14 protein-coding genes are annotated in these 20,171 nt (G+C 32.9%); 3 read left to right on the forward strand and 11 right to left on the reverse strand.

The annotated features are described in order from the left end of the window. Positions 1 to 229: 229 nt before the first annotated feature. From CVD18_RS13625 to CVD18_RS13675, 11 genes are all read right to left on the reverse strand, one after another. Entirely contained in the window at positions 230 to 1,369 is a 1,140-nt protein-coding gene (locus tag CVD18_RS13625; RefSeq protein WP_103865995.1) for a hypothetical protein, read from the reverse strand. A 299-nt stretch (positions 1,370 to 1,668) separates the two neighbouring features. Beyond that, on the reverse strand, positions 1,669 to 3,306 hold the full coding sequence (locus CVD18_RS13630; RefSeq protein ID WP_103865996.1) for a PepSY domain-containing protein: 1,638 nt from the start codon (positions 3,304 to 3,306) through the stop codon (positions 1,669 to 1,671). Positions 3,307 to 3,310: 4 nt separating this feature from the next. Further along, positions 3,311 to 3,610 (reverse strand): hypothetical protein, encoded by a 300-nt coding sequence (locus tag CVD18_RS13635; RefSeq protein ID WP_103865997.1) that lies wholly within the window; start codon positions 3,608 to 3,610, stop codon positions 3,311 to 3,313. A 2-nt stretch (positions 3,611 to 3,612) separates the two neighbouring features. Beyond that, positions 3,613 to 3,945: a hypothetical protein gene (locus CVD18_RS13640; RefSeq protein ID WP_146052791.1), complete on the reverse strand. Its 333-nt coding sequence runs from the start codon at positions 3,943 to 3,945 to the stop codon at positions 3,613 to 3,615. A gap of 356 nt (positions 3,946 to 4,301) precedes the next feature. Further along, the gene (locus CVD18_RS13645; protein WP_103865999.1) at positions 4,302 to 5,594 is read right to left on the reverse strand and encodes an HlyD family secretion protein; all 1,293 of its coding nucleotides are present in this window, start codon (positions 5,592 to 5,594) and stop codon (positions 4,302 to 4,304) included. A 29-nt stretch (positions 5,595 to 5,623) separates the two neighbouring features. Continuing rightward, positions 5,624 to 7,828, reverse strand: coding sequence for a peptidase domain-containing ABC transporter (locus tag CVD18_RS13650; protein ID WP_103866000.1), 2,205 nt, complete (start codon positions 7,826 to 7,828; stop codon positions 5,624 to 5,626). 99 nt (positions 7,829 to 7,927) lie between these two features. After that, positions 7,928 to 9,091: an IS4 family transposase gene (locus CVD18_RS13655; protein ID WP_103866001.1), complete on the reverse strand. Its 1,164-nt coding sequence runs from the start codon at positions 9,089 to 9,091 to the stop codon at positions 7,928 to 7,930. Between the two features lie 242 nt (positions 9,092 to 9,333). Then, positions 9,334 to 10,782 carry an alpha-amylase gene (locus tag CVD18_RS13660; RefSeq protein WP_103866002.1) on the reverse strand — a complete coding sequence of 483 codons (1,449 nt, stop codon included), beginning with the start codon at positions 10,780 to 10,782 and terminating at the stop codon, positions 9,334 to 9,336. A 24-nt stretch (positions 10,783 to 10,806) separates the two neighbouring features. Beyond that, a complete protein-coding gene (locus CVD18_RS13665; RefSeq protein WP_103866003.1) occupies positions 10,807 to 12,000 on the reverse strand; it encodes a SusE domain-containing protein in 1,194 nt (397 codons plus the stop codon). Positions 12,001 to 12,031: 31 nt separating this feature from the next. Beyond that, positions 12,032 to 13,702, reverse strand: a complete 1,671-nt coding sequence (locus tag CVD18_RS13670) for a RagB/SusD family nutrient uptake outer membrane protein (protein WP_103866004.1) — start codon at positions 13,700 to 13,702, stop codon at positions 12,032 to 12,034. A gap of 12 nt (positions 13,703 to 13,714) precedes the next feature. After that, a complete protein-coding gene (locus CVD18_RS13675; RefSeq protein WP_103866005.1) occupies positions 13,715 to 16,642 on the reverse strand; it encodes a SusC/RagA family TonB-linked outer membrane protein in 2,928 nt (975 codons plus the stop codon). Positions 16,643 to 16,949: 307 nt separating this feature from the next. Here CVD18_RS13675 and CVD18_RS13680 point away from each other — a divergent pair, with 307 nt between their 5' ends. The 3 genes from CVD18_RS13680 to pgmB all read left to right on the forward strand — a co-directional run bounded on the left by CVD18_RS13680 (position 16,950) and on the right by pgmB (position 20,140). Further along, the gene (locus CVD18_RS13680; protein ID WP_103866006.1) at positions 16,950 to 17,972 is read left to right on the forward strand and encodes a LacI family DNA-binding transcriptional regulator; all 1,023 of its coding nucleotides are present in this window, start codon (positions 16,950 to 16,952) and stop codon (positions 17,970 to 17,972) included. Between the two features lie 130 nt (positions 17,973 to 18,102). Further along, the gene (locus tag CVD18_RS13685) at positions 18,103 to 19,479 is read left to right on the forward strand and encodes an MFS transporter (protein ID WP_103866007.1); all 1,377 of its coding nucleotides are present in this window, start codon (positions 18,103 to 18,105) and stop codon (positions 19,477 to 19,479) included. Between the two features lies 1 nt (position 19,480). After that, a complete protein-coding gene (gene pgmB / locus CVD18_RS13690) occupies positions 19,481 to 20,140 on the forward strand; it encodes a beta-phosphoglucomutase (RefSeq protein WP_103866008.1) in 660 nt (219 codons plus the stop codon). The last annotated feature ends 31 nt before the right edge of the window (positions 20,141 to 20,171 follow it).

Here is a 20,171-nt window from a genome sequence, read left to right on the forward strand (position 1 = left end):
AAAACCAACCAAATCCTCATAAAAAGCATGAAAACTACTTTGAAATATCGTTTTTTGAGGTAATCTGCTACCATAAAGAAATGCTAAAGTGACATCCTAACGATTTTCTTTCTTGTTAAGGGTATAGCAAACCTCTCGAATTCCCCCTTATCACCAAATCCCAGATCAGTCAACAGATCATATAGCGCTAGCCTATCGGCACGCCATATGCTTAGTTATTGGGGAGTGGTTATTTTTTTTGAGTATAATCTGTATAGATTGCTTTTTGCAAAGCATCCCAATGAGCGTCTGTCATTCTGTTTGGAGTAAACAAGCAAATACCAGTAGCTCCGTTTATCATAGATTCACTAATAGCTGCTTCTAATTCATTAGGTAACAATCCATGATTTTCAGGATCATCTTCATTGGATTTATTGTTTGGTTTTGGACAAATAAATAATCCACTATAGATTGGTTTTTTATGAGCAACAGCAGTTACTTCTTCTTTGGTAAGTTCTCCGATCCATTTGGTATCACCTAAATAAAAATCGTTATAATTCATAGGATAAACAGCATCTAGGTTCCATTTGTCCCATTCTTGTCTAACAAGGTTTTTTGCAATTGAATTAGGTCCTGGGAAAACAGCTGCATTAATCACTTTATCTTTACTATGTACTACATCAGCTAATTTATTTACGATTTTGGTAATTAAATCATATCGAAATTGTTTCCATTCTAAAACTAGAGATGGGTCTTCTACATTTTTTATATCTATACCCGATTGCGATTTGAAATCATTAACGCATTTATCACAATAGCAATAATCGAATTGAGGGTATTCTTTATCCATAACCAAATCATATTTCTCCCATAACCCTTCTGCCAAAATTACATCAGGAAAACGAATGTAATCCAAATGAATCCCATCAACCTCTTTTATATCGGCAATACTACCGTATAGATTTTCTAGAAAATTGTACACTTCTGGCCTGCTAGGACATAAGAATTGATAATGTGATACATAGGCGGGTTTGTCAAATGCAGATTCTCCATTTCTATTTACAGCATACCATTCTGGTTTTAGTTTTGGGTTGTTATTTTGCACCATAGTAGGTATCCAAGTATAAAACTCCATACCTACTTCTTTTACGATTTTTCCCACTCTTTTATAGATAGCAGGATCATGTCCAGCAGAATACATCAATCCATCAACTCCCTTATTTTTTAATTCCTGAAATTCAGTTTTTAATTCTTGATCTGTTGCATCTTTAGGTAATTGTGCCCATGCATAAAGAGGTGTTTTATAGGTGACTTCTGGTGGTTTTTTTTCCTCTTTTTTACAGGCAATTAATAAAAGTGTTGTAAGAATAATAGTAAATACTTTTTTCATTGTTTTTTTGTTTAGTGATTAAGAAGACAGATCTATATTGAAAATCAATCTGGATCAATATGAAATTAACCAAAAACCGATTTGATTACCAGTTAATCGAATGTGGTAGATTACTTCATAAAATATAATTCCCTTTAAATATCTTAGAAGTAATTAAAAAAAATCAACGATGTAAACTTTTTTCTACAAAACACATGTTTTGATAGAAATACGACTTGTTTTACAGGATGTATGAATTATGGTTGTATAATTTGTGTACTAAGAAATAGATCAAAAAATAAGAAAAAGGATAAAGAATGTTAGTTATACTTAAGCTTTTTTTGACGTCTACTTTCTCTTTCTTGAGAAAGCTCATGCTTTCTGATCTTTTTAAGCTCGTAATACTTGTTTTTTGGCCGTTTCCGTTTTGATTTTGCAACAATAAATATAGATCCCATTGATAATAATATCCAGAAAATATCTACGATTAGAATTTCATATTCTTTATTTAGATATGCTTTCCATATCCAGTTTCCAGAGGAAACACCATTAACAATAGGAATTATGAGACCAATAATCCCTCCAATCAAGAAAGAGAATTTATTGGTAAAAAAATTATCTCTTTTATACCTGAAAAACAAAAATACAATTGCCCAAAGGCTAAAAAAAACAGTATAGTATACGTTAAGTCTTCGTTCACCAAGATCGGGGGGGAGTAGTCTAGCTAAAACGAATGAGAAAGCAATAACAGGAAACAGGCTTAGACAAATAGCCATATAGATATGCCCTACATTAATTGTGTATAATTGTTGTTTGGTGGTACTATTTTTTTTATTCCTACTTTCTATCCAGATAAGAACCCCAGTGATAATGACAAAACAAGTGATAAGTGCTAGAATAGCATAAATAATTTTTAATGGCATGCCGCCATAATCGGCAAAATGAAGATGTCTTACCACAAATTCTACATCTTCGTGATAATCATTTTGGTATGGGTTTTTAGTGGAAGTAACTTGTTGTTTAGGTACGTTATATGTGACTCGACCGCTACCAAGAAGCTTATTTTTTGGATTAAGTAAGCCTTCAACTTGCACGATCATATTGGTGGCCCCATAATTTTTTATATAGACTTCTGTTAGAGCAAAATCATCCCATGTTGCAGTCACCTCCTTTATAATAGGATTAACGATATATGTGCTATCTAATTTTTGTTCTAAAAGGTATGTCTTTGCTTTTGGACGTAGGTCTTCTGCTAATTTTTGCTTATTGTTATTGTATATATAATTAGCAGGAAGTAAAACAAAAACAGAAAGTCCAAGAAAACAACTTGTTACTGCATACATGAATTGAAAAGGTAACCCAATCATTCCTAATACAGTGTGTGCATCACTCCAAATTGTTTTTAATTTTGATTTTGGACGAAAAAGATAGAAGTTGGATATCATTTTTTTCCAATGAACAATAACCCCAGTTATAATTGCAAATAAGAAAAAGAAAGCAACAGATCCGGATAAATATAGTCCTATGCGTGGTATTTGACTAAAAAAATGTAAACGATATAGAAAGTTACCTAATGAGTATTTTTGATAATAGCTTGAGATTTCAAATGTATCCGTATCTAGATACATAAAACGTCTTTTTTTTGCTTCTTTGGGAGCAAGAGTATCTTTTGATGCAGTTATTCTTATAGATGCAAGCTGGCTTGCTTGTGGTAGAGTTATATGAATGTCTCTAGCATATAGACCATGTTCTTTTTCTTTTAATAGTGAAATTAGTTGGTCATAATCTAAATTTGTGATTTTTTCTCTATTAATAGGAATACCTTTTTCCCATACCTCAATTTCATCTTTGAACAAAGCAAATGCTCCGCAGAGAAAAATAACATACAATGCAACACTAATTACAATTCCGCTAACAGTATGGGTATGAAAAAATATGTTATAGAGCCTTTTACTCATGTTGCTATACTAGAGAATGGGTTTGTTTACCGAAGTAAATTAATACCCCAAGAATTGTTATAAGTACAGTGTATAGCGCCCAAATTTTCCATCCGTTTTTAAATAAAAAAGGAATAATCATAAATGTTACCCATAAAATATACATACTGTATATTGAGGTGATTAAAATTGTTTTGTGATCACTCCAAAATGCTAGAGCAATATGCATAAAAGCTGCTATGAAATAACCACCCAAAATCCCCGCAGATATTTTGGCAAACCGTTGCCAGAAGTTTTGAGATAAATATTTGGGATTTGCTGGCATAACTATATAAATAGTAACTCCAAAACCAATATTAATAATAGTAAAGCTATCCCGTGTTTATAATTAAAAGCCTTAATTGGGCTTAGTATGATTAAGGTCCCTTGTATAATCATTAATAAAAGAGTCCAAATAAAAATCCCGACTCCTAACCCAAAAAGAAATATTGTACTTGCTAAACAGAATACTAATAAAAAAAGACCAATGCTATTACTGGTTTTATTATGTTGCTGCATCCATTTTTCTATCTGAAAATGTGGAGAAAGCATTGCTACTTTTGACGTGTTATACAAGAAAAAAGAGCCTGAGAAAATTAAAAAAATAAGTAATGTTATCATAATATACACTTGTGAACTGAAACTATAACCCAGACAACTTCTTTTTAGGGTTATTTTGTATTATAAAATTGAATCTAATACCGTACGATCTTAATTTTCTTCTTGATAGTAACGGTTTATATAATTGATTTTTGCTAGAGTTATAGTAAATAAAACTAAAAAATTTACATTAATTTAGATTTATTAAAAATAATAAATTCTCGCAAATGTAGCATAGAATTCATTAAATAAAAAACCTTATTTGTTAATAATTTAAAAAATAATACAAAAATACTCCTATGTATAAATAGGTTTTTGTGTAGCGATTTGCCTTTCAGTTATTTATTGTCACTTGGTGGTGTGATTGAGTATGCGGTCTATTTATCCATTAAAGTTCTAAATTGATAGAAAAAACGCTCAATAAGACGGAGATCTTCTGTAACGATTTCTACAATACCTCTCATTTCTTGTTTAAAAGGAATTTCCTTATTATATGTAGTAATTAGTTTTTTGGGTAATTCAACATCAATCAGATACAGCCCATTTTTATCTGGTAATAATGAGATATGTTTTACTTTCCCTTTAAGTGTTCCAAACTCATCATCAGGAAAATTTTCTAATCTGATATTAGCGGTTTGACCGATTTTTATTTTCCCAGAATTTTGAGAAGGTGCTTTGATTTTTGCTAGATATGAAGAATATTCAGAAGGAATTACAATAAACACAAGATCTCCAGAAGATACTGTTTGATTTTCTGTCCAAAAATTAAGAAAAGAAACACGTCCTTCGATATCAGATGCGAGAACGTATTGCAGTTCCCAATCTTTAATACTTTTTTTTAACTGTCCAAAGGATTGTAACACTTTTTTAAATAGGTTAATCTCTTCTTTTCTTTTGTTTATTTCGGTACCTTTTGATGTTCTGTTTGCATTACTAATACTCTCATTGATTTGTGAGAGTTGCACATCATTATTCTCATAATTACGCTTAGCTTGCAGGTAGTCTAATTCTTTTCCTTCATATTCCTGGGTAGATATAACTCCTTTTTTAAACAAGTTTTTTTGACGTTGCAGTTCTTTTCTTTTAAACTCTAACTCAGCTTTGCCTAATCTTTTTTGTGCTTTTAGACTTTCTAGTCTTCTATAGAGTTCTGATAATGAAATTTGATTAGCTATAGCTTCATTAGAAAAAGGTTGCAACTCCTTATTTAAAATATATTCAGAATAACTGTTTTCAAATAAAGCAAAGCTTGTTTCAATATCTCCTAAAAATAAAACAGGTAAATCATCTAGAGGAAATGTAAATGATTTGTTACTCACTTTGATAGTATCTACAATTGATTTAAGCAGAAATACATCTTTATAATTGGCACTGCTTTGTAATATTGCCAGAGGTGTGTCTTTGGGCACAATCTGACTGTCTTCTACTAATATGGATTCAATTTTACCACTTACTTTGGCATACTCTTTTTGTGGGGGTATTCTAGTTGTAATAATTGCCTCTGCTGGGATTACATCTGGATATTTTACCAACCAAGAGAGAAATAATAACAGTAAAACTAATAATAACACCAAAAGGTTGCCCCATCGTATCATCCAATGAGGAACTTTGGTAAGGATTTCCTGTACTTCTTCACTTCTTAATTGTATATCGTCTAAAGTGTCTGGCATATTATATATATTCTTTTTATTCTCAATTCTTATTTCCCTAATTCCAATTGATTTTTCACTAGGTTGTAATAATTACCTCTCTTTTTTATTAATGATTCATGATTTCCTACCTCTGCAATTTTTCCTTTATCTAGGACAACTATTTGGTGCGCATTTTTTACAGTACTCAGTCGGTGTGCAATTACCATAACAGTTTTATTTTTGAAAAAGGTATCTAGTTTTTCCATAATTACCTTTTCATTATTGGCATCTAATGCAGAAGTTGCTTCATCAAAAAATAAGTATTTAGGATTTTTATATACAGATCTAGCAATAAACAGTCGTTGTTTTTGCCCCGTACTAAGTCCTATACCTTCCATTCCTATTTTGGTATTATAAGAAAGGGGGAGAGATTCTATAAACTCTTTGATATTTGCAACATCTACTGCATGTGCTAGTTTTTTCTTATCTACATAATCTTCTCCTACCGCAATATTATTAGCAATAGTATCATTAAAGATATACCCTTCTTGCATAACAACCCCAAAGTGATCTCTCCATGATTTTTGTGAAACATTGCGAAGATCATGAGACCCTATAAAAATTTGACCATCTTCTGGATCATAAAATTTAAGAAGCAGTTTCATTAACGTGGTTTTCCCACTTCCACTTACTCCTACAATAGCGGTAATTTTATTTTCAGGAATAGAAAGGTTTAAATTTTCTAATACGGGTTTATCAGTTCCTACATATCTAAAACTAAGATTTTTGATTTCAAAACTTGAATTATCAGGGATTACCTTAATTTTTTCATCTCCGATTTGTTCTTCGTCTTCTTTATTGTGTATTTCTCCCAATCGTTCTAGTGAGATTTGTGCATCTTGTAACTCTCTTAAAAAGTTTATCAATTGAGAAATAGGAGCATTTAATTGCCCAACGATGGCTGTAATAGCCAGCATCATACCTAATGTAATCTCACCATCTATAACCAGTTTTGCAGAAAAAACGGTAATCAAAATGTTTTTTAATTCATTGATAAAAGATGATCCTACATTTTGATATTGTTCTAATGCTAGGTTTTCTATAGATATTCTGAATAGTTTAGCTTGTACAAATTCCCAATTCCAACGTTTTCTTTTTTCGGCATTGTGTAGTTTTATCTCTTGCATTCCATTAACCAACTCAATTACTTTACTTTGCTCTTCACTTATTTGTGAAAAGCGTTTGTAATCTAGCTTTTTTCGTTTTTTGAAGAAAATGAGTATCCAGGTAAAGTAAAAAAAACTTCCTATTGCAAAGATTCCAAAAATAGTAAGGCTATAATAAATTAATACAATGCTGAATATAATAAGGTTAACCATCGAAAATAAAACGTTGAGCGAAGACATAGTTAGTATTTGCTCTATACGCTTATGATCATTAATTCTTTGTAAAAGGTCTCCTGTCATTTTTACATCAAAGTAGGAGATAGGTAAGTTCATTAGTTTTATAAAAAAATCAGATATCAATGAGATATTGATGCGAGTACTAAGATGAAGAAGAATCCAACTACGCAATACATCAATAAGTGTTCTTCCTATAAAAAGCGATAGCATGGCAATCAAAACAAGATACACAAAATTGAGGTCTTGGTTTTTGATACCAACGTCAACGATACTTTGAGTTAAAAAAGGGGTGATAAGCTGTAATAAACTTCCTGCACAAAGACCTAATATTAATTGAAAAACAAAAGCTTTATATTTGAATACATATTTAGAGATAAATTTGAAACCAAATTTTTCATCCTCATCATCTAGATTGTCATTATAAAATTTTGGAGTAGGTTCTAACAACAATGCTACACCTTCTTCTGTATTTTCATCAGCATTATTACCTATCCAAGCTTTTATAAACTCCTCTTTGGTATATGTGATCAATCCATGAGCAGGATCAGAAACATATAAAGTCATTGTACCTTTGCGAGTGACCTTAATTTTATACAAAACAATATAGTGTACTTTGTTCCAATGTATGATACAGGGAAGAGGTACTTCGTCTAATTTTGATAAAGAAAGTTTTACTCCAAGCGATCTAAAACCTATTTGCTCTACGGCATCACTCAAACCCAAAAGAGAACTTCCTTCTCTTGTGGTTTCACTTAATGCTCTAAGTTTTTGAGTATTGAGGATTTTTCCATAATGTTTAGCAATAATTTTAATACAAGTAGGTCCACAATCTTTGGATTCTGCTTGTTTGTAAAATGGAAATTTAGGCATTCAATTTTTTTAAATTAGACTGATTATGTGTGATAGTATCTTCTTACAAAGTAAAGTAATTCTTTTTTAGAATACTAAAAATAGGTCACTAGTGTCCACTTAAAACAGTTTGATAGACAGTTGTTTATATTCTAGTTCATTGACATTATTGTAATCTGTCTTTTTAAATAGTTCATTTACAGGGGTTTTGTCTAGTAACGATATCCCTAGAATCTGTAATATTTCGTAGGTTGATCGATTAATTTTCAGTTCTTGTGCTACTATTGCTACTAAGCAATAAGTTGTGATTGCTGTATAAATTTGTATGCGAACTGCATTTTCCGAAGTTCCCCAAAAGGACTTGATTTTTAGATGTTGTTTGATCCATTTGAAAAACAGTTCTATTTGCCAGCGCTTTTTGTAAAGCAAAGCTATCTGTTCTGCAGTAGTCTCCATATTGTTGGTTAAAAAGATAAATGTTCTTTTATTTTCGTTGTCATAATATTTGATTCGCCGAAGTTTTTCAGGATAGTTTTTTGAGGTGTAAAATCCAGTTAATTTTCCTATCTGGTCACATAACACTCCTTTAGTTTTGTCGACTTTGGCTGAATACATTCGCTTAAATTTCATGTTCGCCTTGGCTCTAATGACAAAGTAAGCTTCACAATTAGGAATCTTGTAAAGCCTCTCAAAATCGAGATATCCTCTATCAAAAACATAGTAAGCTCCAACTTCATAAATAAGTTGATCCATAGCTTTTACATCATGAGTGTTAGCAGGGGTAATATGAACAAAGCTTGGTATTTGAGTCTGAATATCAAAAAGCGTATGCAATTTGATTCCGCCTTTCGCTTTTCGAAATTTAGCCCACCAAAAAACATTTAAACACAGATCAATTGTAGAAGAGTCAAAAGCATAAATCTTTTGGTCGGCATCAGAGTTTTGATCAGAAAGTTTAGTATTTGCTATGGCTATTAAGTGATATGCAAAATCTTCAAAGATTCTATAATCACGCTTTTGATTTGCCTTAGCCAAATTACTTCTTGTAACTCTTTTACCAATTCCTAAATGGTAAGATTTCTTGTCGTGTGCTTCTAAAGTAACCACAAGATCTCGTAAACTATCACGGTTTGTAAGTTGTCCAAAAATCATGCAAAGTAATTGGTTCCAACAAGTAAAATGACGAACATATTTATTTCCATTATACTTATTAACAATACCGTCAAAAGTACGTTTTGGTAAAAAAGCCAATAACTGAGCGAAGACATACTTACCTTGGTTCATAAATGTCGAATTAAATCGACCAAACCTAGTCAATTCAAATCGACACGTAACAAAAAGCTATTTAACTTATAGATTATCAGTAATTTCAAAGAACATCTAATTATTTATAGTGGACACTAGTGAAAATAGGTATTAGTTTAAAATAATAATTAGTACTGTTTCTACAAGTTTGTATATAAAAAAAGAGTGCCAATTGGCACTCTTTGATAGTAAAATTAGGGGTACTCTCGGGACAAAATCAGTTATTCTTTGGCGATAGACCAGATAGAGTAACTCCCAGCGGGAGCTTCTATACTAGTGTTACCTTCTGAATCTGTAGAAGGAGTTGCTCTAGAATTATTAGTATAATCTACCAAAGTTTTGTTTTTCCAGTTTGTTTTGACAACACGTTGTTTGGTTTGTTTGCTTATATTCATATAGAGAATTAGTCCAGGATTATCACCTTTTCCATTTCTTTTCATGATGTATTCGTCTTTATTGGCCTCAATAATTTCTAGATCGCCAATAGCTAGTGTGTTATATATCTCGATAAGTGTTTTGAGCTGTTTTTTGAAAGCTTCATAATCAAGATAAAAAATAGTAGGATACCCATCATGAGTTAAAATATAAGAATACGCAAGTAGCTTATTTCCATAACTGATTCTATTATCAGGGTTTTCATCTTTTTCGGTATCATGGTTAGCTGTAAAAGTAACAGCCATTTTTGGGGCTATTTTTCGTAACATATTATCGGCTTCACCAAGAGCGGTAAGATCTTTAGCTCTGTCAAGAGTTTCATCTAACCTGTAAAAACAGGCAAAATCAAATGCAGGAGAACCTGATGCATCTACCCAATCTTTTAAAACTTGTGTATCACCATCAAAGTTTTCTCCAACAGAAAACCCTCCAATTTTATCATTCCAGGCTTTAACCCATTTTGGAGCAAAGCTTTTAACATAATCAAAACGCCAACCATCAAACCCCAATTCATTTTTGTAAAATGCAGCTACAGAGTAATCTTTTCCCCATAACCAATCTTGGACATATTGTTTATGGTGAGATAGATCAGTTTCTGGATAAAATAGATTATCCTCATCATATTCTAGAATGTCATTAGGATGAAAATGTTCATAAGAGCGATTAAATTTTCCTGAAGCATTACCATTTTGTTCGTTAAATAAGGTGTATACTTTGGTATTACCTCGGTAAGGATTCGCTTGTAATCCTCCTCCAGAATTATGGCCCATTACAATATCAGCAATAACCTCGATATCATTAGCATGTGCTTTTTGGATCAGGTTTTCTAATTCTTCTCTTGACCCAAAACGAGTTTCTACAGTACCATGTTGATCAAACTCACCAACATCAAAATAATCAGAAGGATCATACCCCATAGAATAGCCTCCTGATGCTCCTTTACCAGGAGCAGGTAACCATATTCTGTTAATTCCTGATGCTTTATAATCTTCTATTCTGATACTTATCTCATCATACCAGCCCCCTTTTGGTTCAACATCCCAATAGAATGCTTGCATGAATACACCAGCATCTTCTCTTTTGTACTGAGTTAGATCCATTTTTAATGATTGACTTGTCACAATAGCTTCGCTATTGTTTGCATCATTATCATCCTCAGAACACCCTGTGAACCCAAGAACCATTCCTCCTAGAAGGAGGATGGTTTTGGGTACTATATTAATTGTTTTTTTCATTTTGACTTTTTTTGATGTAATAAGTTATTCTACAGGAACTAGTAAATAGCGCCCATCTAAATCATTAAACCAAATGTCGTATGTACCTTGAGTAACTGGTATTCCAGGAGGATCACCATCAGTAATACCAATACCTGTAAACTCGGTAGTACCACCCCAGTTACCTGGCCAGTCGTTACTATGTCTGAATTTTAATACTCCATCAAATAATGATTGTCCTTCTATATACCATATATGAGGGTTGAAAGGAGATTGTATCATATCGGTATCATCACCGCCCCATCCATCGTCATTTCCAGTTCTTGAAGAGCCAATATATCCTATTGTTGTATATTCTGTAGCTCCTGTAATATCAATAGGAGTCAAAGAGAAACTCAGATCATCTAAGTTCATAGTAAAGTCATAATAACCAGAAGCTGTGGTTGTAAATGGTCCAGGATCACTTGTATCGCCTGTATTTACGGATAAAGTGGCTCCATCATTCGTTCCCCATTGTGGTTGCCATGCCCCTTGTTGTTCTAATACTTTAAATTCATTGAGTGCAGGGTCTAATCCAGCAGCAGCCGTAAATCCAAAAAATCCTCTGAAATGGAATATGTTTTCATTATCAGGATCTCTAAAAAGATACGTGTTTTTCGCAGAAATAGCCTCACCATTATTCCAGTCGTCATTGTTGGCCAGACCATCTTTATTTGTATCCACAGCGTTACCTACAAAGAATAGATTTTTTACAGCAAGAATTGAAGCGTATGGTGTAAGAGTCAAAGCTGTTACATTATTAGAAAGTATAGCTTGACCGCCATTGGATCCAATAGATGAAATTATACGTAGTTCAATAGCTCCTTCTTTTTCAGGTTCTATCCCTAATCCTATAGCAAGATTATTAAGTTCTTTTATAGTCCATTTATAAAAACGATCGGTAGTGGTCGCAATTACAGGGTTTTCTAATGTGGTTTCAAAATTTGTGCCTCCCAGACCCGCTTCAATAGTGTAAGTAATAGGTGTATTGATGTTATATGTTGCATCTTCCCAAACTAATGTAAAAACTTGTTCGTCCTCCAATTCTTTGATAAGATTAACAGTTGAATTGGCGGTAACAATCAATGGGCCTTCGGTTTGATTTTCTTGAATAACAAATGTAGGGTCTTCATCTTCTACACATGCATTGAAGCATAGCATAGTAGCAAACACAAACATTAAGATTGATATTTTTTTCATGACTGTATAAATTAGATTTGTAATAGTGTTTTTAGAATCCAGTATTTTGTCCTAGATTAGGGTTGGCAGCTCTGCTGGATGCTGGAACTGGAAATAGTTTAAAATGATCAGGAATAGCAGAACCATTTGGAGCACCACCTTTGTATCTCCAGTTGTAGTTTCCACCAGTATATTTATCATACCTAATTAAATCTTGTCTTCTATGCGCCTCCCAGTATAGTTCTCTTGCTCTTTCATCTAGTATAAAATCTAATGTAAGTTCTGATTCTATTATATCTCCAGAGTTATCTCCAAATGCTCTTTCTCTAAGGATATTGATATATTCTAAAGCTGTTGCAGGGTTACCGCCACCACCTCTAAGGTGTGCTTCTGCATACATTAAGTATACATCAGCTAGTCTGAATAAAGGAAAATCAGTATCAACAAAACTTACACTTTGCCCAGGTTGACCACTTGATTTTATATTTGAGTACTTGTTTACCAGATATCCTTTAGAAAAATCTGTAAAATCACTACCTATTTCAATAGGTCTATCTACTGGTGCATCTGTATTGGAAGGATCAGAGCTTATATCTTGAGTAACCAAAGTGTTTCTTTTGTCATTCTGAAAAATAGGGTCAGTAACAAATAGCTCAGAGAATTGTTTTCTCGCTCGAAATAAGGTGGTGTATCCTTCGACACCTAGAGAAGCAGGAGTAGGTTTGAATCCATCTGCATTTTGTTGTCCTTGAATGATAATAGAAGCTCCTCCAAAGTTCCTTACGTTTGCACCATCACTTACAATGGGGAAAATGATTTCGGTTTGTGCTCCATTACTATCGTTATCTGCGATAAAGTTGTATAGATAATTAGAGGTTAGTGAATACCCACTATTAATAATTTCTTGACATGCTTGTAAACAATCTGCATAACGACCTTTACCTTTACCCAGATACACTTCAGCATTCAGGTATATTTTTGCTAGAATCATCTTGGCAACACCTTTATTTGCTCGGGCATAGTTTTGACCTGAGTTTACATCCAGAAGATCAGAATCAACAGCAAGAAGTTCTTTTTCTATATAATCAAATAATTGTTGTCCTTTGATTTCTTGAACTCTTATAAACCCTACAGCATCATTTTCTGTAGCAAAAGGAGCCCTACCATATAAATCCAAGAGGTGATAATATGCCAATACTCTAAGTACTCTAGCTTCTGCTCTAAAGGTTTTGATTTCATTTCTGAGATTACCAGAAACACCTCTTTCATCTAGCTTAGCGCTTGTAGTTTGGCGTAAAAATTCATTTGCTAATGAGATTTCAAAAGTTGCTCTAGCCCAAAAACCAAGTACAATTACATTATTTGCATCCCATGAATTTCTTTGAATTTCGCGAATACCAGGATCATTTTCATAACTCCAAATTACTTCATCAGTAGATACATCTTGCATATTAAATAAACCTCGTATGTACTGACTTGTACCAGGATCTATACCTTTTAAGTTAGATTGATCTGGACTTCCACTGGAATTTACATCAAGACCAACTAGAGATAAATTAGCATATACGCCACCCAAAGCTTTTAAGTAATCTTCTTTGGTGTTAAATACATCACTAGCCAGTAAATCATCGTCATCCTCTAATTTTATATCTAAATCCCCTTCACAAGAACTAAAGATACTCAAGGATAGAAATGTGTATAAAAAAATCTTATATAGTTTCATTTCTTAATTTTTTTAGTATTTATAGTTTAACCCAAATAAGAGTGTTCGCCCTCTGGGAAAGATTGTCTTATCAACTCCATTATTTTGAATTTCTGGGTCTAATCCAGAGTAATCTGTGATAATGAATGCATTTTGTACGCCAGTCCATAGACGAAGACTGGATACACCTTTCATAATATTAGTAAGTGTATATCCTAGTGTAATATTATCCATCCTGAGAAAAGACGCATCCTCTATATAGTAATCAGATAGGATTACATCGGGAGTATTTTGAAAATTGGTGTTTACAATAGAAGAAGGAGTATTACTAAATACAGTTCTAAAAGCATTACCTAATTGTGCATTTTTTGAATTGACGTTGTTATATATTTCTCCGCCTATATTTGACCTCATGCTAAAACTAAAATCGAAATTTTTATAGTTTAAATTAGATTGTAGTCCCATAATAAAATCAGGGGTACCTTTACCAGAGATATACCTATCATTGTTGTTAATAATGCCATCATTATTAAGATCGGCATAGGCTCCTTCTATAGGGTTTCCTTGGTCATCATAGATTTGTGCATAAGTAAAAAATGAATAAGGAGCTTCTCCTTGTCTTTGTATCTGTATGGTATTTCCTGTACCTCCATCAATATCAGTAGTTAATATGTCTTGATTGAATGCCAAGTTTCCTATTTCACGATCTATATAAGTGGCATTATAACTTACATTCCAATTAAAATCACTTTTTTGAATTATATTAGCATTAATAGAGAATTCAATACCTTGTGTAGTGAATTTACCAATATTTTGAAATCCTTGATTAGAAAAGTTTGCTGCATCGGGAATAGGAGCTTCAGAAAGTAAATCGTCTGACTCCTTTCTAAATACATCAATAGCACCACTAATTCTGTTTTTAAAGAAACCATAATCTAAACCGATATTGTATTCTGTTATTTTTTCCCACTCTATATTTTCATTTCTAAACTGTGGTTGTACAATATTTATGACGTTGCCATCAAGAATATATTGAGTAAGAGGGCTACTTCTTCTGTATCTTTCTAGATATGCATAGGCTTGATTGATATCTTGTTGTCCTGTTATACCATATCCTAATCGTAATTTTAGGTTACTTAGTACAGTAGAGTTTTTTAAGAAATCCTCTTCACTTATTTGCCACCCAAAAGATGCTGAAGGAAAATATCCCCATCTATTGTTTTTACCAAATCTAGAGGTTCCATCTCTACGTATAGATGCAGATAAAAAGTATTTATCATTGTATTTTAAGTTTGTTCTTGCAAAGTAAGCTAGAAGAACCTGATCAGGATCAATAGTCCTTTCTGGGGCAGACCCTGGATCACGTTGGTTACCAGTTTCAAATCGATCAAAATCAAATTTTTGATAAGAATACCCACCAGTAGCTTCGATGCTTAACCTGCCAAGGGTTTTGGTATAGGTAAGATAAGCATCCAGAAGACGGTTTTTGATTAATAAATCAGTATCTGTCTTAGATCCTAAAAACTCCCCTTGAGTTGTATTGAAACCAAGTGCACTTTGTGTAGAAATTTCTTTGAAGCGGTCAGTTTCACTGTCATCCAATCCCAAGTTTACAATAGCTCTTAAGTCAGGGAAAAAGTGTAGTTGGTAATCGAGTTTGATGTTTCCAAAATACCTTCTTACGTTGGCAATTTCTCTAGTTTGTAATAATTCTGCCAATGGGTTTCTTTGTACATTACCAGAAGCAAACCCAGTAGTTGCATCTCTATATTCAAAAAAACCATCATATGGAGAGTTTACATCAAATACTGGTTGTGTAGGATCAAATGTGATAGCTGATCCTTCTACTCCTGGGGCAAAACGATTTTTTTCAAAATTCAGATTGGCATTAACATCGATTTTAAGATGATTGTCAAATAACTTTGGGTTTAGAGAAAGAGAAGTAGTTGTTCTTTCAAACTTAGAAGTCTTTCTAAGACCTTCTTGATCTGCTCTTCCTATAGATATTCTTGTTGGTAATGCATCCATAAGAGAACCGCTTACAGATAGATTGTGATCTGTAGAAAAGGCAGTTCTGTATATTTCATCTTGCCAATCTGTATTGGTTGTACCTAGTTGAGCAACTCTTGCTGGTAAGTTTTTGGCTATAAATGCTCTATACTCATCAGCAGAAAAGACATCTACAGTTTCGTTAGCACGAGTTACACTAGTTTTAGAATTTAAGCTAATTTGTAATTTCTTTTTTCCTTTTTTGGTAGTAATTATAATAACACCATTTGCACCACGATTACCATATATAGCTGCGGCAGATGCATCTTTTAGTATAGAAAAAGATTCGATATCATTTGGGTTGATTGCAGAGAGAATAGATCTAGAACCGTTGGCTAAATCCCCTGAGTCATTTAGAGGAAGTCCATCTATAACAATCAAAGGGTCATTTGAAGCATTAAGAGATGCTCCTCCTCTAATCCTTATTTCTGAACTAGCGGCAGGCCCTCCATTGGTGTTAATAGATACTCCTGCAATTTTACCGTTGAATAAGTTTTCTGCAGTAATGTTGTTACCAGTATTAAAATCTTTTGCAGTAATAAGAGCTACAGATCCTGTAAGGTCTTTTTTTCTAGAAGAACCATAACCAACTACTACTACTTGTTCAAGTTCTGCAGCATCTTCTTCTAGAGCAATATCAAGAGAAGTTTGGCCGTTATAAGGTATTTCCTGAGCTACAAATCCAACATAGGAAAACACAATAATATCTCCAGTATTGATATTAGATAATGAATAGGCTCCATCAAAATCAGAACTTGTTCCATTGGTAGATTCTTTAACAATGATATTTACACCAGGAATGGGGTGACCATTTCCTGCATCAGTAATTGTTCCCTCAACAACTGACTGTGCAAAAAAGCTCATTGGTAAGAACCACAATAAAAACAATGCGCTTTTGGTAAATGTTTTCATATAAATTAAATTAGTTTTTGATTGTTTTACGTCTTATATTCTCGCTTTCTGCAACCAAAGTATGTAAATTTTGAGTTAAATTTTCATCAATTTGTAGTCAGAATCTTACGCAAACGTTTGCGTGTGGAAAACTTTTGAAATTCTATTAAAATTTTAAGTATTATTCTGGACATATAGCATATTTTGATGCTTAAATTTGGTTTTTGATAAATAGAAAATACTTGACAAGTATGTTGTAATGATCTAAAAAATGTTGTTTTTTTAGTTTATTTCATAAGAAGGAATAAAAACAGGTAAGGAAAAATAAATGAAACAAAAAGTTACATTAAAACAAATAGCAAAGGAATTGGATGTTTCTATTTCCACAGTATCAAAAGCATTAAAAGATAGTACAGAAATAAGCTTAGACACCCGGCAAAAGGTAAAAGCTTTTGCTAAATTATATAATTACAAACCTAATAATATAGCGTTAAGCCTTAAGAATAGAAAAACAAAGACAATTGGTGTGATTATACCAGAGATAGTACATCATTTTTTTACAACTGTAATCGGAGGGGTGGAGAAGGTAGCCAATGAAAAAGGATATAATGTTATTATTTGTTCTTCTAATAATTCTTTTGATAAAGAGGTGATTAATATGGAAATGCTAGCAAGTGGTAGTGCTGATGGGTTTATTTTGTCTGTAGCCAAAGAAACACAACTCAAAAAAGATTATCATCATATTCAGGAAACTATGAGTCAAGGCATGCCTGTTGTTCTTTTTGATAGGATTATTGATGAGATAGTCTGTGACAAAGTGATTATCGATGATGCAAAAGGGGCTCAAATGGCAACAAATCACTTGTTGTCTATAGGATGTAGAAATATTGTGATTATCACTACAGTAGATTATATAAGTGTAGGGAAATTAAGAACAAATGGATACTTACGAGCACTTAGAGCATATGATATACCAGAAAGAGAAGAGTTTATTCTTAAAATAGAAGATGTAGGTAATTGCGAAGCAGAGATTTCTGAATTTTTATTAAATAAAGATATTGATGCAGTTTTTGCTGTGAATGAATTATTTGCAGTAACAGCTACTAAAGTTCTGAGTGAACAAGGGAAAACTGTACCCAATGATGTTGCAATTATTGGGTTTACAGATGGAATTTTATCCAAACATTTTATTCCTAGTTTAACTACTATTAGTCAGCATGGAGAAGATATGGGGATACGGGCTGCCAAGCTTTTAATTGATAAATTAGAATGCGATGATGCTGGAGCAGAAGAGTATAGAACTGTTATTATTGATACAAGCTTAGTAGAAAGAAAATCTACAAAAAAATAATCTCAAATCTTTTTAATTAAAAAATTATAATATCTTTGACCCCGATCAAAACTTATATTCTCACTTTCTACATAAAATAAGTTTTGATAAGTCATGCGCTTATCAGTGTAATTATTAAACATTCACTATAATGAACAAGCGTACATTAGGATTCTGGGAAATCTGGAACATGAGTTTCGGTTTTTTAGGAATTCAATTCGGTTTTGCTTTGCAAGGCGGATTTATGTCTCGAATATTCCAAACATTAGGAGCAGAAAAAGATGCGATACCTTTATTGTGGATTGCAGCGCCATTAACAGGACTTTTAGTGCAACCTATAATCGGATACCTAAGTGATCGTACTTGGAGTGCCAAATGGGGGCGTCGTAGACCTTACTTTTTGATAGGTGCTATATTGAGTTCTTTGGCTTTGTTTATAGTACCACATTCTCCTTTTTTATGGGTTGCTGCGGGACTTTTATGGATTTTAGATGCCTCTATTAATATTTCTATGGAACCTTTTAGAGCTTTGGTAGCAGATAAATTACCAGAATCTCAACGGTCATACGGTTTTGTAACTCAGACATTGATAATTGGTATTGGTACCTGGGTAGCTAGTAATTTGCCTTGGGTTATTTCTAAAATGGGAGTAAGCGATGCTGCACCTACAGGAGTTATTCCTATGTCTGTAAAAATAGCTTTTGCTATTGGTGCTTTTCTTTTTCTGGCTAGTATCTTATATACTGTATTTACTACTTCTGAATATCCTCCAGAAGATATGGAGGAGTTTGAAAAAGAGAAAAAGAAAAAAAATCAATTCATTCCTGATATATTGAATAATATTGGCAGTATGCCAGTTACTATGAAAAAATTAGGGTTAGTTCAGTTTTTTAGCTGGTTTGCCTTTTTTACTATGTGGAGTTTGGCAAACCCAGCATTGACAGAGCATGTGTTTAAGACACCAGCTCCCATAGAATCTGAATATAATATGACTGTGACTGAATCTGCTTTGGCATTTGAAAAAGCAAATACAGCATTTCAAAAATCATCTAACGAGGTAGGTAGGTATATGGGAACCTATGGGTTGTCGTCTATGGCATTCGCATTGTTACTTACTTTTTATACTTCGAGAAAGAGAATTAATAGAAAATGGATTCATCTATTTGCTCTCATCTTGGGAGGAGTAGGATTTATTTCTATGTATTTTGTCCTTTTACCAGAGTGGTTGTTTCTTTCTTTTACATTAATAGGTTTTGCTTGGGGGAGTATTTTGTCTATGCCTTATGCTATGCTCTCTAGTTCTGTTGATCCCAAAAAAATGGGAGTTATCATGGGGATATTCAATATGTTTATTGTACTGCCACAAATTATAGCTGCGCTAGGGGGGGTTAATGTCGCGTATAAAATTATAGGAGATGAAACAATTAACGCAATGTTGATAGCTGGAATAAGCCTAATCATCGCTGGTCTTTGCAATCTACTTATAACCAATAAAAACGCAATAACATATAACCCTAAAGAAGCATAGCATAATGAGAAAAGCATTTATATTCGATCTTGACGGTGTTATTGTAGATACCGCAAAATATCATTTTTTAGCATGGAAAAGCCTAGCAAATAGTTTAGGTATTCATTTTACTACAGAACAGAATGAGCAGTTAAAAGGAGTAAGTAGGATACAGTCTTTGAAAAAAATTCTGGAATGGGGTAATAAAACCATATCAGAAAAAGAGTTTACGCAATTAATGGCTGTTAAAAACGAAGAGTATCTAGCATATATATCAAAGATGGGAGTCAATGAGATTTTACAAGATGTTCCTAGAGTATTGGATTATTTGATATCAGAAAAGCAAGCAGTAGGTTTAGGTTCAGCTAGTAAAAATGCAAGGATCATACTAAAAAGAGTATCACTTTATGATAGGTTTGATACAATTGTAGACGGAACAAATGTTTCTAAGGCAAAACCTGATCCCGAAGTATTTTTATTGGCAGCAAAAGACTTAGGAGTTTCTACCAAGAATAGTATTGTGTTTGAAGATTCTGTAGCAGGAATCGAGGCCGCAAATACTGCAGGGATGATTAGTATTGGTATTGGTGACAAAAAGATCTTACACAAAGCAGATTACATTTTTACAGATTTCACAGAAATAAAAGAAGAATTTATAAATCAGTTGATCAAAAACGACTGAGATTTAAGGTGCTATATAAAGAGATTGTTTA

This window comes from Aquimarina sp. I32.4, from assembly GCF_002924285.1.
Classification (GTDB): domain Bacteria; phylum Bacteroidota; class Bacteroidia; order Flavobacteriales; family Flavobacteriaceae; genus Aquimarina.

Excerpts from the sequence above, each read along its gene's own strand:
- CVD18_RS13625 (WP_103865995.1), bottom strand. The coding sequence starts at position 1,369 with ATGAAAAAAGTATTTACTATTATTCTTACAACACTTTTATTAATTGCC.
- CVD18_RS13630 (WP_103865996.1), bottom strand. The coding sequence starts at position 3,306 with ATGAGTAAAAGGCTCTATAACATATTTTTTCATACCCATACTGTTAGC.
- CVD18_RS13635 (WP_103865997.1), bottom strand. The coding sequence starts at position 3,610 with ATGCCAGCAAATCCCAAATATTTATCTCAAAACTTCTGGCAACGGTTT.
- CVD18_RS13640 (WP_146052791.1), bottom strand. The coding sequence starts at position 3,945 with ATGATAACATTACTTATTTTTTTAATTTTCTCAGGCTCTTTTTTCTTG.
- CVD18_RS13645 (WP_103865999.1), bottom strand. The coding sequence starts at position 5,594 with ATGCCAGACACTTTAGACGATATACAATTAAGAAGTGAAGAAGTACAG.
- CVD18_RS13650 (WP_103866000.1), bottom strand. The coding sequence starts at position 7,828 with ATGCCTAAATTTCCATTTTACAAACAAGCAGAATCCAAAGATTGTGGA.
- CVD18_RS13655 (WP_103866001.1), bottom strand. The coding sequence starts at position 9,091 with ATGAACCAAGGTAAGTATGTCTTCGCTCAGTTATTGGCTTTTTTACCA.
- CVD18_RS13660 (WP_103866002.1), bottom strand. The coding sequence starts at position 10,782 with ATGAAAAAAACAATTAATATAGTACCCAAAACCATCCTCCTTCTAGGA.
- CVD18_RS13665 (WP_103866003.1), bottom strand. The coding sequence starts at position 12,000 with ATGAAAAAAATATCAATCTTAATGTTTGTGTTTGCTACTATGCTATGC.
- CVD18_RS13670 (WP_103866004.1), bottom strand. The coding sequence starts at position 13,702 with ATGAAACTATATAAGATTTTTTTATACACATTTCTATCCTTGAGTATC.
- CVD18_RS13675 (WP_103866005.1), bottom strand. The coding sequence starts at position 16,642 with ATGAAAACATTTACCAAAAGCGCATTGTTTTTATTGTGGTTCTTACCA.
- CVD18_RS13680 (WP_103866006.1), top strand. The coding sequence starts at position 16,950 with ATGAAACAAAAAGTTACATTAAAACAAATAGCAAAGGAATTGGATGTT.
- CVD18_RS13685 (WP_103866007.1), top strand. The coding sequence starts at position 18,103 with ATGAACAAGCGTACATTAGGATTCTGGGAAATCTGGAACATGAGTTTC.